Annotated in this window: 13 protein-coding genes; 10 read left to right on the top strand and 3 right to left on the bottom strand. The window is 65.7% G+C overall.

Going from position 1 to position 16,140, the window contains the following annotated elements; all coding sequences use genetic code 11:
* Nucleotides 1-11 precede the first annotated feature (11 nt).
* Entirely contained in the window at nt 12-329 is a 318-nt protein-coding gene (gene rplU / locus GSQ83_RS19155; RefSeq protein WP_158804483.1) for a 50S ribosomal protein L21, read from the bottom strand.
* Between the two features lie 158 nt (nt 330-487).
* Between rplU and GSQ83_RS19150 the strand changes: the two genes are divergently transcribed.
* Complete coding sequence (locus tag GSQ83_RS19150; RefSeq protein ID WP_254065791.1) at nt 488-1,135, top strand: flavin reductase family protein; 648 nt, start codon at nt 488-490, stop codon at nt 1,133-1,135.
* A 176-nt stretch (nt 1,136-1,311) separates the two neighbouring features.
* Here GSQ83_RS19150 and hemF read toward each other — a convergent pair whose 3' ends face one another.
* Nucleotides 1,312-2,208, bottom strand: a complete 897-nt coding sequence (gene hemF / locus GSQ83_RS19145; protein ID WP_158804482.1) for an oxygen-dependent coproporphyrinogen oxidase — start codon at nt 2,206-2,208, stop codon at nt 1,312-1,314.
* 158 nt (nt 2,209-2,366) lie between these two features.
* Here hemF and petA point away from each other — a divergent pair, with 158 nt between their 5' ends.
* The 6 genes from petA (at nt 2,367) to leuA (ending at nt 9,958) form a co-directional block, all read left to right on the top strand.
* Nucleotides 2,367-2,951 (top strand): ubiquinol-cytochrome c reductase iron-sulfur subunit, encoded by a 585-nt coding sequence (petA, locus tag GSQ83_RS19140; protein ID WP_158804481.1) that lies wholly within the window; start codon nt 2,367-2,369, stop codon nt 2,949-2,951.
* 17 nt (nt 2,952-2,968) lie between these two features.
* Entirely contained in the window at nt 2,969-4,264 is a 1,296-nt protein-coding gene (locus GSQ83_RS19135) for a cytochrome b N-terminal domain-containing protein (protein ID WP_158804480.1), read from the top strand.
* Nucleotides 4,264-5,031 (top strand): cytochrome c1, encoded by a 768-nt coding sequence (locus GSQ83_RS19130; RefSeq protein WP_158804479.1) that lies wholly within the window; start codon nt 4,264-4,266, stop codon nt 5,029-5,031. Before GSQ83_RS19135 ends, GSQ83_RS19130 begins: the two co-directional genes overlap by 1 nt.
* Nucleotides 5,024-5,905 (top strand): S-methyl-5'-thioadenosine phosphorylase, encoded by an 882-nt coding sequence (locus GSQ83_RS19125; protein ID WP_158804478.1) that lies wholly within the window; start codon nt 5,024-5,026, stop codon nt 5,903-5,905. The genes GSQ83_RS19130 and GSQ83_RS19125 overlap by 8 nt, the downstream gene beginning before the upstream one ends.
* Nucleotides 5,906-6,255: 350 nt before the next feature.
* Complete coding sequence (locus GSQ83_RS19120) at nt 6,256-7,914, top strand: Na+/H+ antiporter (protein ID WP_158804477.1); 1,659 nt, start codon at nt 6,256-6,258, stop codon at nt 7,912-7,914.
* A gap of 367 nt (nt 7,915-8,281) precedes the next feature.
* Nucleotides 8,282-9,958 (top strand): 2-isopropylmalate synthase, encoded by a 1,677-nt coding sequence (leuA, locus tag GSQ83_RS19115; protein ID WP_158804847.1) that lies wholly within the window; start codon nt 8,282-8,284, stop codon nt 9,956-9,958.
* 178 nt (nt 9,959-10,136) lie between these two features.
* On the opposite strand, the gene GSQ83_RS19110 is transcribed toward leuA, so the two are convergent.
* Nucleotides 10,137-12,071 (bottom strand): Hint domain-containing protein, encoded by a 1,935-nt coding sequence (locus tag GSQ83_RS19110; RefSeq protein WP_158804476.1) that lies wholly within the window; start codon nt 12,069-12,071, stop codon nt 10,137-10,139.
* 339 nt (nt 12,072-12,410) lie between these two features.
* Here GSQ83_RS19110 and pdhA point away from each other — a divergent pair, with 339 nt between their 5' ends.
* The 3 genes from pdhA to GSQ83_RS19095 are packed head-to-tail and all read left to right on the top strand — an operon-like array spanning nt 12,411 to nt 16,135.
* The gene (gene pdhA, locus GSQ83_RS19105) at nt 12,411-13,421 is read left to right on the top strand and encodes a pyruvate dehydrogenase (acetyl-transferring) E1 component subunit alpha (RefSeq protein ID WP_371418042.1); all 1,011 of its coding nucleotides are present in this window, start codon (nt 12,411-12,413) and stop codon (nt 13,419-13,421) included.
* 5 nt (nt 13,422-13,426) lie between these two features.
* Complete coding sequence (locus tag GSQ83_RS19100; protein WP_158804475.1) at nt 13,427-14,782, top strand: pyruvate dehydrogenase complex E1 component subunit beta; 1,356 nt, start codon at nt 13,427-13,429, stop codon at nt 14,780-14,782.
* Nucleotides 14,783-14,794: 12 nt separating this feature from the next.
* Nucleotides 14,795-16,135: a pyruvate dehydrogenase complex dihydrolipoamide acetyltransferase gene (locus tag GSQ83_RS19095; protein WP_158804474.1), complete on the top strand. Its 1,341-nt coding sequence runs from the start codon at nt 14,795-14,797 to the stop codon at nt 16,133-16,135.
* Nucleotides 16,136-16,140 lie beyond the last annotated feature (5 nt).

The raw sequence follows: 16,140 nt of genomic DNA, 5'->3' as shown, positions 1-16,140 counted from the left end.
GTATGAAGCGGTTAGGCCGCGACGATTTCGCCGATGCGCAGCACGGTGACGTGCTGGCGATGGCCGTTCTTCCGGCGGCTGTTCTGCCGGCGGCGCTTCTTGAAGATGATGATCTTGTCGAGCCGGTCCTGCGCGACAACGGTCGCCGTAACCGAGGCGCCGGCGACCAGCGGAGCGCCGATCGAAACCGCGCCGCCTTCCTCGCCGATCGCGAGAACCTCATCGAGGGTAATCGTGCTGCCAGCCTCGGCCTCGAGCTTCTCGACCTTCAGGATGGCGTTCGGCACGACACGATACTGCTTTCCGCCCGTGCGGATGACTGCGAACATAGTCCTATATCTCTCTTTGCTGCGCCCTCGTTGGAGCGGCTTCTTTTTATGAGGCCAGGCGCGGGCAAGCCGCACTCCAGCCGGCGGCCCTTACGCGCGCCGGGGGCCGGATGTCAAGAAAAGGCGGCGCCACTCGCCCATGCGTGACGGCGCCGTGCATGGCCAAGCCGCCATGGGCACGATATCCAGGCGTCATGCAAGACACCCATTTCTACGAGCCCGCGAGCGGCCACCGGCTGCCCCATGACCCCCTCAAGGCGATCGTGGCACCCCGCCCGATCGGCTGGATCAGCACGCTGAGCACCGAGGGCGTGGTCAATCTCGCGCCCTACAGCTTCTTCAACATGGTCTGCGACCGGCCGCCCATGGTGATGTTTTGCAGCGAGGGCTGGAAGGACAGCGTCCGTAACGTCTCGGATACCGGAGAATTCGTCGCCAATCTCACGGTGCGCCCGCTCGCCGAGGCGATGAACATCACCTCCGCCGTGGTTGATCCTGATGTCGATGAGATGGTGCTCGCGGGCCTCGCCGCCGCGCCCTCCAGGCTCGTCAAGCCGCCACGCGTGGCCGCCGCTCCCTCGGCACTCGAATGCCGCAGCATCTCGATCGAGCGCCTGCGGGACATCGATGGCCGCGAGGGTTCGCATTGGATGGTCATCGGCCAGGTGGTTGGCGTGCACATCGACCCGACTTTCCTGACCAACGGCCGTTTCGACACTGCCGCCGCCCACACCATCGCCCGCTGCGGCTATCGCGGCGACTACACGGAAGTCTTGAGCCTCTTCGAAATGGTCCGCCCGCGTTAGGGGCGCCGCCTGCCGGGTCTTTGTCCAATCGGCCGAAGCACCCACCCCCGTCATGGCACGCGAAGGCGTGCCATCCACGCCTTCCTTTTACGCCGCGATCAAAGGCGTGGATCCTCGGCCTTCGCCGAGGATAACGAGAAGTGGGGGGACGAGGGGCGACCGCGCCACGCCACGCCTCAAGGCCATCGAACCTCGGGTGGCAGGCTCATCAGGATCGCCTCGATATTGCCGCCGGTCTTCAATCCGAACAGCGTGCCGCGATCGTGCAGCAGGTTGAACTCCACGTAGCGCCCCCGGCGGACAAGCTGGTGGTCGCGCTCCTCTGCGGTCCAGGCTTGCCCCATGCGGTGGCGCACAATCGCCGCATAGCCGCGCAGAAAGGCGAGCCCCACATCGCGGGTGAAGGCGAAATCGCGTTGGACGTCGCCGCTGCGATAGTGGTCGTAGAAAATCCCACCCGCACCGCGCGGCTCCTTCCGGTGCGGCAGATAGAAGTAGCGGTCGCACCACTCCTTGAATCGCGGATAGAGTTCCGCCCCGTAGCCCTCGCAGGCCCCGCGCAACGCCTCGTGAAACGCCGCCGCATCCTCAACCGCCGATGGCGACTCGAGGCGCATCGGCGTCAGATCCGCGCCCCCCGCGAACCAGCCCTCCCGCGTGAAGATCATCCGCGTGTTCATATGCACCGCCGGCACGAGCGGGCTCTGGAGATGGGCCACCACGCTGATCCCCGAGGCCCAGAACCGCGGATCCTCCGCGGCGCCCGGGATCGCCCGGCGCATCTCCTCGCCGAATTCGCCCCAGACCGTCGAGATATTGACGCCGACCTTCTCGAACACCCGGCCACGCATCACGCTCATCACGCCGCCGCCGCCGTCGCTGCCATCTTCGGTCGGGCGCTGCCATGGCTTTTCCTCGAATCGCCCGGCGGCGCGATCGGCGAGCGGACCAGTCTGCTCCGCCTCGATCGCCTCGAATTCGGCGCGAATCAGGTCGCGCAGATCGCGGAACCACTCGGCCACGGGCTCGCGCAATGCGGCATGTTCGCTCGCCTCCGAGGCGGGATCGTCCATCGTTCGGGCTCTCTGTGTTGCCCTGGCGTGTTGCCAGGGATCGGGCCGGGCTTCTAGTATCCGGTCAACGACTTGCCACGCGTCCGTCTCTGCTGTTGAAGCATGCAGCGGGCGACGTGGTGCCTTCGGACGGCGTCCGGCATGGATCGAGGTGGTGGATGGCTGGACCTGCTCCCGAAACGGTGGCGACCGGAGCCGCGGCGGCGGCGCATCACGAGGACCATCCGGGTCCGCGCCGCGATTTCCTCAAAATGACACTTGGCGCCTCGCTCGTGGTCGGTCTCGGCACGGCGATATGGCCGTTCCTCGACACCATGGACCCGTCGAAGAACCTCATGGCGCGAACCGCGGTCAGCGTCGATCTCGCGGCGATCCCCGTGGGCTCCGGCATCACCGTGATCTGGCAGGGCAAGCCCATCCTGGTCCGTCACCGCAGCCCGGCGGAGATCACCGCCATGGCCAATGTCGATATTCTCCAGCTCCGCGATCGCGCGTCTGACCTGTCCCGCGTCAAGACCGGCCACCCCGAGTGGATCGTCGTCTACGGAACCTGTGGGCCTGACGGCTGTGTCGCCACCGGCAACCAGCCTTCCGACAATCGCGGCAAATGGGGCGGCTGGGTCTGCCCCTGCACCGGCAGCGAGTATGACGTCTCCGGTCGTGTCCGCAGCGGCCCGGCGAAGCAGAATCTCGGCGTGCCACCTTATGATTTCGTGTCCGCCACGAAGATCACCATCGGCTGACCGGGAGCACTGAGACGATGGCCCAAGAGCCTCAGACCGCCCAAGGCTCCGTCGCCGCTCCCGCGACGCGCGCCAACTGGGCGCGCAACCTCTTTGTCGAGACGCCACCCGGAGCCAGTTTCCCCTATGGCGAGACCCGCCTGCCACGCAACCAGGGGGTTCTCTGGCATTTCGGCATCCTGGCCGCGGTCTCGCTCAGCCTCATGATGCTGACGGGCGTGTTCCTGGCGATGAACTATGTCGTCGGCGTCGATCCCTTCGCGACCATCCAGTATCTGATGCGCGACGTGAGCTACGGCTGGCTCATCCGGCTCATGCACATGGCGGGAGCCTCGATCTTCTTCATCGTCGCCTATGTGAATCTGGCGCGCGGTATCTACTACGGAACCTACAAGGCGCCGCGCGCGCGCATCTGGCAGCTTGGCCTCGTGACGCTCATCCTGATGCAGATCACGGCCTATACCGGCTATCTGCTGCCGTGGGGCCAGATGTCCTATTGGTCCACGCTGGCGCTGGCCTGGACGCTGGGGGGCATCCCCTTCGTCGGCCATGGCGTGGTGCGCTGGATCCTCGGCGGCGATACGCTGGGTGCCGCGACGCTCACCCATTTCTACACCTTCCACATCCTCTTCGCCTTCGCGGTGGTCGGTGCCGTCTATGTCCATATCCGCGCCATTCGCGAGAACGGTCCGAGCAACCGCGACGGTGTCGAGGCCGTCGCGGCCGAGGATGTGCTGCCCTTCCACCCCTATTACACGGTGCGCGCCGGTCTCGCGGTGCTGGTGTTTCTCATCCTCTGCTCGGTGGTGGTGTTCTTCATCCCCTATACCTTCGAGCATGCGGCGAACTTCCTGCCCGCCGATCCCTTGGTCGTTCCAAGCAACATCGTGCCGCAATGGTATCTGCTGCCTTTCTACGCGATCACCCGCTGCGCGCAGAATTCCTTCATCGCCCTCGTGCTGGTGCTCGCCGCCTGGGCCGTGCTCTTCGCGCTGCCCTGGCTCGACACCTCGGCGACGCGCAGTGCCCGCTATCGCCCGATCTTCCGCCCGGCGTTTTGGGCCTTCATCGTTCTCGTCATCCTGCTCGGCTGGGCTGGCGCGCATCCGACGACAACGGGTTGGCTGCTGCTCGATCGGCTGTTCACGCTACTGTATTTCGTCTTCTTCCTCATCGTCCTGCCGCTGATCGGCGCGATCGAAACCCCGACACCCTTGCCGGTGCCTGCTTCGCCGAGGCTCGGCGGCCCCGCATCGGGCGCCTGGCCATCCGTGACGACGCTGCCCGGCACGCGCGGGCTGGAGACCTCGTGATGCGCCGCTTCTCCCGCACGCTTTTCGCCGTGCTCGCCCTGGGCGGCGTGTCTCTTCTCGCGGCGAACCAGACCGCGAGGGCGGCGGACCCGCAGCGCTGGAGCTTCGAGGGACCGCTCGGCACCTTCGACCGCGCCTCCCTGCAGCGCGGCTTCCAGGTCTATCAGCAGGCCTGCGCCGCCTGCCACGCGTTGAGCCACCTGCGCTACGGTGATCTTGAGGGCATTGGACTTTCGGATCACCAGGCTGCCGCGGTTGCCGCGAATGCGATGGTTCCCGGCGGCTATGACTCCAATGGACTGGCCGTGCTGCGGCCCGGCATCGCGTCGGACTTCTTCCATGACCCCTGGCCTAATCCCCAGGCCGCACGCGCCGCATCCAACGGTGCCTATCCGGTCGATCTGGCGCTGATCACCCGCCAGCGGCAGGGCGGCGCCGATTACGTTTACCGTCTCCTCACCGGCTACGGTGACGCGCCTCCCGGCGCCGCGATGTTCAACAACCGCAACTGGAACGACGCCTTTCCCGGCAACCAGATCGCCATGGCAAACCCATTGCGCGCCGGCCAGATGACCTTCGCGGACGGCACCAAGGCGACGGTGCCCGAGATGTCGCACGACGTCGCGACCTTCCTAGCCTGGGCCTCCGACCCCTCGCTGGAGGAGCGGCGCATCACCGGTGTCCAGGTCATCCTCTTCCTCGCCTTCCTCACGTTGCTGACCTACCTCCTGAAGCGCCGCATCTGGACGGGCCTGCCGCGTGACTGACACCGTGGAAACCGTGCTCGGCGTCATCGGCGGCTCCGGCCTCTATGATATCGCGGATCTCGAGGAGAAGGAGTGGCGGCGGGTCGAGACACCTTGGGGCGATCCCTCCGATTCCCTGCTGTTCGGCCGGCTGCACGGGCTGCGCTGCATCTTCCTGCCGCGCCATGGCCGAGGCCATCCGCTGTCGCCGACCGACCTCAACTACCGCGCCAATATCGACGCGCTGAAACGCTCCGGCGCGACCGATGTGATCTCGCTCTCCGCCGTCGGTAGCCTCAAGGAGGAATTGCCACCCGGCCATTTCGTGATCGTGGACCAGTTCATTGACCGCACCTTCGCGCGGGAGAAAAGCTTCTTCGGCCGAGGCTGCGTCGCCCATGTCTCGATGGCGCAACCCGTCTGCGGCCGGCTCGGCGATGCGCTGGAGAAAACGGCGCGTGAACTCGGCCTGCCGGTCACGCGCGGCGGCACCTACATCACGATGGAAGGGCCGCAATTCTCGACCTATGCCGAGAGCACCCTCTATCGCTCCTGGGGCTGCAGCGTCATCGGGATGACCAATATGCCCGAGGCCAAACTCGCCCGCGAGGCCGAGCTTTGCTACGCGACGGTCGCCATGGTCACCGACTATGACTGCTGGCGCGAAGGCCATGACGCAGTGACGGTGGATGAAGTGGTCCGCACGCTCTTCGCCAATGCGGACAATGCCCGCAACCTCGTCCGCAAGCTGGTGCCGTCGCTGGACCTTAACCGGCATGTCTGCCACTCGGGCTGCGACCGCGCACTCAATCACAGCCTCATCACCGCCCCGGCGCATCGCGACCCGGCGCTCCTCGCCAAGCTCGATGCCGTCGCGGGGCGGGTCCTGGCTTAGGCCGGTGATCCGCCTCCGGCACCTTCCTGCGCGGGATGGGTGATGCCGGCGATGACCGGGCCTCCAATCGAATCACATCGCGACGGGGCCGAAGACGAGGCGCGGACGCGCGGCTCTCGCCAAGCATGAGATGGACGGGACGGAGGCCGAGGCTCCTGACGACGAGCCTGCAGCGAGATGTCTCTAGGTCTAACCTCGCTCATTCCACTACGTCATGCTCGGCGAAGGCCGAGCATCCACGCCTTGCTTGCGAAACAAAGGCAAGGCGTGGATGGCGCGCCTTCGCGTGCCATGACGGATCTCTGGGGCGCGGCTCCGCATTAGATCATCACGCTCTAGCGAAACGCTAGATGCACCTCGTCACCACCATCCTCCTGCTGCTCTTCGTAACTGCCCTCAGCAATCTGGCGGTCGGCGTGGTGCGCGTGCCTTTGCCGCTGCTGCAAGTCGCTATTGGCGCTCTGGCAGCCTATGCCGGCCTCCGCGTCGATTTTGATCCTGACGTCTTCCTCCTTCTTTTCATCCCGCCGCTGCTCTTCGCCGACGCCTATCGCATCCCGAAGCGCGAGCTGATGGAGGAGCGCGGGCCGGTTCTAGCGCTCTCCGTCGGCCTCGTTCTCTTCACGGTCGTGGGCTTAGGTCATGTCGTGCATTGGGTGCTGCCCGTTGTTCCTCTGGCGGCCGCCTTCGCGCTCGCCGCCGCACTCTCTCCCACCGATGCGGTTGCCGTCAGCGGTGTCCTTGCCGGAAGGCCCGCCCCGCGCCGCTTCATGCATATTCTGGAAGGCGAGGCGCTGCTCAACGACGCCTCTGGCCTGGTGTCCTTCAGTTTCGCCGTCGCCGCTGTCGTGACGGGCACCTTCTCCTTCGGCTATGCGGCGGCGAGTTTTGTCGTCATCGCGGTGGGCGGCCTCGCCGTTGGTGCCGCGCTGGGCTACGGCTTCGCCCTCCTCGACAAATACGTGCTCACCCGGCGGATCGATGAGGCGGCGATCTACGTCACCTTCGTCATGCTGCTGCCCTTCGTCGCCTATCTCATCTCCGAGGAAATCGGCGTCTCTGGCATTCTCGCCGCGGTCAGCGCTGGCCTCACCAGCAATGCCATGAACCCCTTCGGCGGAGGCAAGAGCCACACCCGTCTGGGGACCGCGGCGATCTGGGGTGTTGTCGAATACGCCTTCAACGGCGTGATCTTCCTGCTGCTCGGGCTGCAGCTTCCGGAGATTTTTCGCGACGGTATCCGGCTTACGCGGTCCGCGGGCTATTCGCCTTGGGATCTTTTGGCGCTGACCCTGGTCGTGACCGTGACGTTATATGCGCTGCGGTTGGTCTGGGTCGTCGTCTCGATCGCGGCACGCCGGCTGGTCTACTCCCTCCGCCGCAAAAAATTCCCCAATCCGGGGATGCCGGAGATGATGGGCCTCGCTGTCGCGGGGGTGCGCGGTGCCGTAACCCTCGCGGGCATTCTCTCTCTCCCGCTCGTCACCGCGAACGGCCACCAATTTCCGGCGCGGGCCGTGCTGATCGCGGTCGCTGCCGGCGTCATCCTCTTCTCGCTCGTGATCGCGGCGGTCGGTCTTCCGCTGCTGCTGCCTTTGATGCACATGCCGGAAACCGACCCGATCGCGGAGCAGGCCGCACAGGCCCGCCGCGAAATGGCGGAGGCGGCCGTCCAGGAAATGCAGCGTCTCCGCCCCCAGGCGCTTGCCCGGCGGACCGGCGACGCCCTGCTTGCCTATGAAAGCGCCAGTGACATGGTGCTCGCGGATTACGGCCGCCGCCTGCAAAGCCACGACGATCACGATGTCGCCCATGACGGCGCTTTGGCCGAGCAACGCTCCGAGATGGCGATCCGGCTACGCGCCGTGCGTGCCGAGCGGGTCGAGCTACGCAGGCTCCGTACTGCGCGCCGCCTTAATGACGAGACGGTGCGCTTGCTGCTCGAAGAACTGGACTTCGAGGAGCAATCGCTGACGCGGATGGGCGAGGCGCTGCGGCGGACCGGCTGACGGCCATTCGGCGGACGCATGCCGCTTTCGCGCCCTTTCGCTTGCAGCGCCGCTTCTGCGCGGGCAATGATCACGACATGAGCGATCGTAGGAATATCAGCGCCAAGGCGCTGTTGGGGCGACTTACCACCCCGGCCTTCTAAAGAAGGTCGCGCCTTGCCGCGCGCTGATCCGGCGCCCGGCACTCCTCTCCTCCGATCTTTGCGAAGTCTCAATGTTTCCCTGCACCAATCGGCTACCGAGCCTAAAACCTTCCGGCGCGCGTTTCGCGCGACTTCGGTGCGGTCGCGCTCGCTGACGGCCAGCGCGCGACCGTAGCCAGCCGCCCGAGCCCCGAGACCGTTACGGAAAGAAAGAGCGCCCCATGATGCTGAGCGCCCCAGCCACCAAATACCACGCCGCCGCCACCGTCGATCTGCCCGACCGACAATGGCCGTCGCGCCGCCTGACCCAGGCGCCGCGCTGGTGTTCCGTCGATCTGCGCGACGGCAACCAATCGCTAATCGATCCCATGGATGGGGAGCGCAAGCGGCGTTTCTTCGATCTGCTGATCAAGTCAGGCTTCAAGGAGATCGAGGTCGCGTTCCCCTCCGCCTCGCAGACCGATTTCGACTTTGTTCGCATGCTCATCACCGAGGGTCTGATCCCTGAGGATGTCGCGATCCAGGTGCTGACCCAGTCCCGCGAGGAACTCATCCGCCGCACCATCGACAGCCTGGACGGCGCGCATCGCGCCATCGTCCACCTCTACAACGCGACGTCCGAACTGTTTCGCCGCATGGTCTTCAACCAGGATCGCCAGGGCACGATCGATCTCGCCGTCTCCGGCACCCGGCTGATCCGCCAGCTGACGGAGGAGCGGCCGGGCACCATCTGGACCTACGAATACTCGCCGGAGACCTTCAGCTTCACCGAGCCGGAATTTGCCCTCGAGGTATGCGAGCGCGTGATGGACGAATGGCGCCCGACGCCCGATCGCCCCATCATTCTCAACCTGCCCGCGACGGTGGAGGTAGCGACTCCCAACGTCTATGCCGACCAGATCGAGTGGTTTTGCCGCCACATGTCGCGCCGCGACAGCGCCATTATCTCGGTGCATCCGCATAACGACCGCGGCACCGGCATCGCGGCGGCGGAATTGGCCCTGATGGCTGGTGCCGATCGCGTCGAAGGCTGCCTGTTCGGCAATGGCGAGCGGACCGGGAATGTCGATATCGTGACGATGGCGCTCAATCTCTACACGCAGGGCGTTGATCCGAAGCTCGACTTCTCGGACGTGCCTTCGGTGGTGCGGACGGTGGCGCATTGCAACCAGATCGAGATCCATCCCCGCCATCCCTATGCGGGGGACTTGGTTTTCACGGCTTTCTCGGGATCGCATCAGGATGCGATCAAGAAGGGCTTCGCCGCTCGCGCGAAGCAGAACGATCCGACCTGGGAAGTGCCCTATCTGCCGATCGACCCGGCCGATATCGGCTGCTCCTACGAGGCGGTGATCCGCGTCAACAGCCAGTCCGGCAAGGGCGGCGTCGCCTGGATCCTGGAGCAGGATCAGGGCCTCCGCCTGCCGCGCCGCCTGCAGATCGCCTTCAGCCGCGTCGTGCAGGAGATCGCCGATGGCACCGGACGGGAAACGACGACCGCCGATATCGTCGCCGCCTTCCGTCGTGCCTACCACCTCGACGGCGATGGCCGGCTCGTCCTGGTCGACTACACAGTCACCGGGGCGGACCGCAGCAGGCGTTTCGTCGGCCGGATCGAGATCAACGGTGTGGGGCGGGTTATCGAGGGCACGGGCAACGGCCCGCTCTCCAGCTTCACCGATGCGCTGCGGCAAGGCTGCGGCATTGCGCTCGACATCGTCAATTACGACGAGCACGCGATCGGCAAAGGCTCCGGCACCCAGGCCGCGGCTTACATCGAATGCGCTCTGCCGGATGGCCGCACGGTTTATGGCGTCGGCATCGATGTCGATAGCGGCGAGGCCTCGATGAAGGCGGTGCTGAGCGCAGCTAACAATGCGTTTGCAACGGGGGCTTTGTAAGCCGCCGCTCGCCGCACACACCGTCATGGCACGCGAAGGCGTGCGGGGCACCCCGTGCCATCCCGCCTTGCCTTCGTGGAGCAAGTAAGGCGTGGATGCCCGGCCTGCGCCGAGCATAACGGGACACCTGCGGAACTGGTCAACACAACCCACAACACGACTTTCAGCCCCAACCCGCTCACTCCACCTCCGCCCGCATTGCCTCCGCCCGTCGCGTCAGCGCCTCTCGCACCCGCTCGACCGGCGGCCCGGTGACGCAAAGCGCGGCGACCGCTACGCCATCCCACAACAAGGGCAGATCCTGCCGCAGCCCGCCGAACAACGGATGTGCGTCGCTCACGCCCTCGTCGAAGACCTGCCGGTCGCCGGAATCGAGGTAACTCTCCACCGGCAGCCCCTCCGCCAGGATCACCTCATGACGCGGCAACTGGATGTGGAAGTAGTGGATCTCGTCCCGCCCGGCCTGCCGCACGCTGACGCCATTGATGAGATGCTTGATCGGGATGAGCACGTCCTCCGCATGAACGGCATGGTCCGGCGACAAAAACAGATCGCGGAGAGGCGCACCTGCCCCGAAGGCTTCCGCCCCAATTCGAACCGGCCAAACGGCATGCGGCGAGACGTGCCGCCGGCAATCCACCCGGCGCCGGCCGAGCCAGCGAATCGCCTCCGCCCCGCCCCGCGCGACGGAGACCAGATCGCCGACCCGCAGCGTTTCGACCTCTGCCTCGCCGGAGGGCGTGCGGATGCGCGTGCCCGCGGCGAAACACGCCATCCCGAGCGCCTCGGCGACCGCGGCCGGCGCCTGGATCAAACCTGCGCCGCTCTGCGCCGGTGACGCCATCGATATGGCGGAGGCTTCGAGCCCCGCCGTCACCTCGGCAGGTGTAAGCGCTGGATTGGCCTCGAGCATGAGCGCCGCGACTCCGGCCGCCACCGCCGCTGCCGGGGAGGTTCCATAGAACGGCGCGAATTGCCGTCCCACACTCGTCGTCGCGCCATCCGGCGCGACGAAGGCGATCCCCGATGTCGCCTGCGGTATGGGTAGCGTCACGCCATTGCCGTCGAACAGCAATTCCCCGCCGCCATATTGCGAGAAACCTTCAACGACCGGCGGCGACACATCCTCGGACGGCGTTTCATCGACATCGACGGCGCCGACATTGTTGACGCCGGGGACTAGCGACTGGCCGGAGAGATCGCCGTCTCCGCCGCCCTGGAAAGCGAGCGTGCCCGGATCATTCGCCAGATCCAGGCGGATCGTTGTCGGCGCCGGGCCATCCGCCAGCGCAACCACGATCGAGAAATGCCCGTCGGAGCCGGCAGGCGCCGTGTAGTCGAGATCCTGATACGGATTGCCGCCTGACTGGTCGGCGACCGACTCCGCCACGATCTGGCCGCTGCCGTTCATAAGGTAGAGACTCAGGCTGTCGTCGGAGCCTTCACCTGAGGCGCCCCCGCCGCCGATGCTCGCGAAAGGCTGGTCCCAACTGAGGCGAACATCCACTTCGGTCGCCCCCGGCGCCAAGGTCAGCGCGTCCTGATACACCCTCGGCGCGAAGCTCTCGGCGGTTACCTCGCCCAGGCCGGCAATGGTGGTGAGCCCAGCGCTGAAAGTCGTCTGGTCGTAATCGGCGCCGTCATTGCCAGCGGCGGTGAAGTAGTCGCCGCCATCCGCGATGAAACTCGCGATCGCGGTGTCGAGGTCGTTGCCGAGCTGGAAGGTCGGCTCGTCGCTTGTCGAAACGTCGTCCACAATGATGTTGCAGCCCGCTGCCGCCAAGGCGTCCACGGCGGCGGCGAAGTTCCCTTGGGTCGCATCGCCGGTGCCGTCGGTCACATCAGCGAAAGCGATCGCCGCGCCGGGCGCCGTCTCGTGGATCAACTCTGCCATCGCGCGGCCTTCGTTGGTGCCATCAGCGTTGTCGGTCAGGATCTGGATCCCCGCTGGCAGGTAGCCGCTGGTCACATCCGCGGCATAGCTGCCATCCGCATCGAAACTGTCGGAAATGATCCCGACCTTGATCCCTGCGCCATCCACCGAATAGGTCGAGCGAGCCAGGGCGCCCTCGACGGCGGCATCGGCGGTGTCGTCGGGGATGAAAACCGGCATCGAATTGATTTACCTGCGCTTGCGGCTGGGCTGCCGCCCGCTCAGGAACTAGCGCCGCAAGATAAAAATTCCGTTACACTTGCGTTTTCGACGTGGATTGCGGCGACCGTGTCGCCTGCCGCCGCAGGACCGGTTTCGAGGGGTTCCCAGCGACCGAGCCACAGCCAAGGATTGCATTCCAAGCGTGTTAACCAGTATTCGGTTAACTGCTATTATTGCGTTGCAGCATAAGGGGTTAGGGGTCTTGCAGGCCGTGCCGCTCGCGGTACATAGCTATCGCTTCGAGAGACCGCCGCCGCCGCCAGCCTCTGGCACGGTCGGGCCAGCACGGAGAATGGGATGCCACTTGCAGCCGATCCCAAGCGACGCACCAAAATTCGGGAAACATCGATGGGCAAGGACGATCTGCTCCGGGCATATCACGATATGCTCCTTATCCGCCGGTTCGAGGAAAAGGCCGGCCAGCTCTATGGCATGGGTCTGATCGGCGGCTTCTGCCACCTCTATATCGGCCAGGAGGCCGTAGTGGTGGGCATCCAGGCCGCGTTGAAACCAGGCGATGAGGTAGTCACCAGCTATCGCGATCACGGCCACATGCTGGCGACCGGCATGGAAGCGCGCGGCGTGATGGCGGAACTCACGGGCCGCGCCACGGGCTATTCCCGCGGCAAGGGCGGCTCGATGCATATGTTCAGCAAAGCCAAGGGCTTCTACGGCGGCCACGGCATCGTCGGCGCCCAGGTCAGCATCGGCACCGGCCTCGGTTTCGCCAATTGGTATCGCGGCAACGACAATGTGTCCGTGACCTATTTCGGCGAGGGCGCCTCCAACCAGGGCCAAGTCTACGAAAGCTTCAACCTCGCGGCGCTCATGAAGCTGCCGGTGGTTTTCGTGATCGAGAACAACCGCTACGGCATGGGCACCAGCGTCGAGCGGGCCTCGGCTTCCAAGGACCTCTCCAAGAACGGCCAGGCTTTCGGCATCCCCGGCCTGCAGGTCGATGGCATGAGCGTCATCGCGGTGAAGGAGGCGGCAACCCAGGCCATCGCGCATTGCCGCGCGGGGAAGGGGCCGTTCCTCCTCGAGATGAAGACCTATCGCTATCGCGGCCACTCGATGTCCGACCCGGCGAAATATCGCACGCGGGAAGAGGTGCAGAAGATGCGTAGTGAGCGCGACTGCATTGAATCCGTCCATGCGCTGCTGACCGAGCAGGGTGTGGATGAGGCCGATATCAAGCAGATCGACGACGAGGTTAAGGCCGTGGTTCAGGACGCCGCTGATTTCGCGCAGTCCAGTCCGGAGCCGGATGCCAGCGAACTCTGGACCGACATCCTGGTGGAGGCCTGACTCTGATGGCGACGCAGATCCTGATGCCGGCGCTTTCCCCCACCATGACAGAAGGCAAGCTCGCCCGCTGGCTCAAGAAGGTGGGCGAGGAAATCCGCGCCGGCGACGTCATCGCCGAGATCGAGACCGACAAGGCGACCATGGAGGTCGAGGCCGTCGATGAGGGCAAGCTCTCCTCGATCCTGGTCGAGGAAGGCACTGAGGGTGTCGCGGTGAACACGCCGATCGCCGAAATCGGCGGCGAGCCGGGTGCCGTCTCGGCTCCAGCGCCGGCCAAGGCGGAACCGGCGGAAGCCAAGGCGCCAGCGCCTGCCGCTCCGGCACCTGCCGCCGCCGCGCCAGGCCCGGCGCTTGCCAAGTCGGAGCCCGAGAAGGATTGGGGTGCCACCACCTCCATGACCGTGCGCGAGGCGCTGCGCGACGCCATGGCATATGAGATGCGCGCCGACGAGAATGTCTTTCTCATGGGCGAGGAAGTCGCCCAGTACCAGGGCGCCTATAAGATCAGCCAGGGCCTGCTCGAGGAATTCGGGCCGCGCCGGGTCATCGACACGCCGATCACCGAGCACGGTTTCACCGGCATGGCCGTCGGCGCCGCGATGACCGGCCTTAAGCCCATTGTCGAGTTCATGACCTTCAACTTCGCCATGCAGGCGATCGACCAGATCATCAACTCGGCCGCCAAGACGCTTTACATGTCCGGCGGTCAGATGGGCGCGCCGATCGTCTTCCGTGGCCCCAATGGCGCCGCCTCGCGCGTGGGCGCCCAGCATAGCCAGTGCTATGCGTCCTGGTACGCCCATTGCCCCGGCCTCAAGGTCGTTGCGCCCTGGTCATCGGCCGATGCCATGGGGCTGTTGCGGGCCGCCATCCGCGATCCGAACCCGGTCATCGTGCTCGAAAACGAGATGCTCTACGGCCAGAGCTTCCCTTGCCCGACCTCGCGGGACTTCGTGCTGCCGATCGGCAAGGCCAAGGTCGAGCGGGTCGGCGAGCACGTCACCATCGTTGCCTTCAGCATCATGGTGGGCGTGGCGCTTCAGGCTGCCGAGAAGCTCGCCGAACAGGGGATCAGCGCCGAGGTCATCAACCTCCGCTCGCTCCGCCCACTCGATACCGCGACCATCGTCGAGAGCGTGAAGAAGACCAGCCGTCTGGTTTCGGTTGAGGAGGGCTGGCCCTTCGCCGGCATCGGCGCCGAGATCGCGATGCAGATCATCGAGCATTGCTTCGACTGGCTGGATGCTCCGCCGGTTCGCGTGCATGGCCTCGATGTGCCGCTGCCCTATGCTGCCAATCTCGAAAAACTGGCCTTGCCGCAGCCCGATTGGGTCGTCGACGCCGTTCGCAAGATAGTTTGAGGGAGCACGCCGATGGCGACCAACATCCTGATGCCCGCTCTCTCGCCGACCATGACGGAGGGCACGCTCGCCCGATGGCTCAAGAAGACCGGCGAGACGGTGAAGGCCGGCGACATCATCGCAGAAATCGAGACCGACAAGGCGACCATGGAGGTCGAGGCGGTCGATGAGGGCGTACTCGGCAAGATCCTGGTCGCCGACGGCACGGAGGGGGTGAAGGTCAACGCCCCGATCGCGATCCTGGTGGCCGAGGGTGAGGCGGTGCCGGATGATGTCGCGGCACCAGCAACCGGCGCGCCGAAGTCCGCGCCGACCACAGTCGCGCCTGCCGCACAGACCGCTCCCACGCAGCCGGCCCCGGCTCAAGCGGCTCCCGCTCAGGTGGCGGCGCAACCGGCTGCACAGTCTCAGCCGAACGGCGCGGGGGGTAGCCGCATCATCGCCTCGCCTCTGGCAAAACGCATCGCTAAGGAACACGGCGTCGATCTTTCGGGCGTTACCGGTAGCGGGCCAAACGGACGGATTGTCCGCGCCGATGTAGAGGCGGCGCAAAGCCAGCCAGCAGCCGCGCCGAAGGCGGAGGCACCTGCCGCAGCAGCGCCAGCCGCCGCGAAGGCACCCGCTGCCGCGGCGCCAAAGGCCGCCTCGATCACCGCGCCGCACCAGCTCGTGCCGCATACCTCGATGCGCCGGGTCATCGCCAAGCGCCTCACCGAGAGCAAGCAGACCGTCCCGCATTTCTACCTGACGATGGATATCGAGCTCGATGCGCTGTTGAAGCTGCGCGGCGAGCTGAACGCCCGCTCCGCTAAGGATGGCGGCGGGGCGTTCAAGCTGTCGGTCAATGATATGGTCATCAAAGCCTCGGCGCTCGCGCTGCGCCGCGTGCCGAAGGTCAATGCCAGCTTCCTCGAAGAAGGCGTCGCTTTCTACGACGACGTTGATATCTCGGTCGCAGTCGCTATTCCAGATGGGCTGATCACGCCGATCATCCGCCGCGCCGATCAGAAGGGTCTGGCGACGATCAGCAACGAGATGAAGGACCTCGGCCTGCGGGCACGGGCCGGCAAGCTCAAGCCGGAGGAGTTCCAGGGCGGCGGTTTCTCAGTCTCCAATCTCGGCATGTTCGGGGTGAAGGACTTCCAGGCCATCATCAACCCGCCACAGGCTGCGATCCTGGCTGTCGGTGCGGGCGAGCAGCGGCCGGTGGTGAAGAATGGCGCTTTGGCCATAGCCACCGTGATGAGCGCCACGCTCAGCGTCGATCACCGCGTGGTCGATGGCGCGCTCGGGGCCGAATGGTTGCAGGCGTTCAAGGCGATTCTGGAAGAGCCGCTGAACCTCATGCTCTAGGCGGG

It is taken from the genome of Acidisoma sp. L85 (assembly GCF_009765865.1).
Lineage (GTDB): Bacteria > Pseudomonadota > Alphaproteobacteria > Acetobacterales > Acetobacteraceae > Acidisoma.
Note: the sequence above shows the minus strand (reverse complement) of the source record. Positions and strands in the feature narration are given on the sequence as shown.

Bases quoted from the DNA above. Each gene is read 5' to 3' on its own strand.
- hemF (WP_158804482.1), bottom strand. From the start codon at position 2,208: ATGGACGATCCCGCCTCGGAGGCGAGCGAACATGCCGCATTGCGCGAG.
- leuA (WP_158804847.1), top strand. From the start codon at position 8,282: ATGCTGAGCGCCCCAGCCACCAAATACCACGCCGCCGCCACCGTCGAT.
- pdhA (WP_371418042.1), top strand. From the start codon at position 12,411: ATGCCACTTGCAGCCGATCCCAAGCGACGCACCAAAATTCGGGAAACA.
- rplU (WP_158804483.1), bottom strand. From the start codon at position 329: ATGTTCGCAGTCATCCGCACGGGCGGAAAGCAGTATCGTGTCGTGCCG.
- GSQ83_RS19130 (WP_158804479.1), top strand. From the start codon at position 4,264: ATGCGCCGCTTCTCCCGCACGCTTTTCGCCGTGCTCGCCCTGGGCGGC.
- GSQ83_RS19150 (WP_254065791.1), top strand. From the start codon at position 488: ATGGCCAAGCCGCCATGGGCACGATATCCAGGCGTCATGCAAGACACC.
- GSQ83_RS19100 (WP_158804475.1), top strand. From the start codon at position 13,427: ATGGCGACGCAGATCCTGATGCCGGCGCTTTCCCCCACCATGACAGAA.
- petA (WP_158804481.1), top strand. From the start codon at position 2,367: ATGGCTGGACCTGCTCCCGAAACGGTGGCGACCGGAGCCGCGGCGGCG.
- GSQ83_RS19110 (WP_158804476.1), bottom strand. From the start codon at position 12,071: ATGCCGGTTTTCATCCCCGACGACACCGCCGATGCCGCCGTCGAGGGC.
- GSQ83_RS19095 (WP_158804474.1), top strand. From the start codon at position 14,795: ATGGCGACCAACATCCTGATGCCCGCTCTCTCGCCGACCATGACGGAG.
- GSQ83_RS19120 (WP_158804477.1), top strand. From the start codon at position 6,256: ATGCACCTCGTCACCACCATCCTCCTGCTGCTCTTCGTAACTGCCCTC.
- GSQ83_RS19135 (WP_158804480.1), top strand. From the start codon at position 2,969: ATGGCCCAAGAGCCTCAGACCGCCCAAGGCTCCGTCGCCGCTCCCGCG.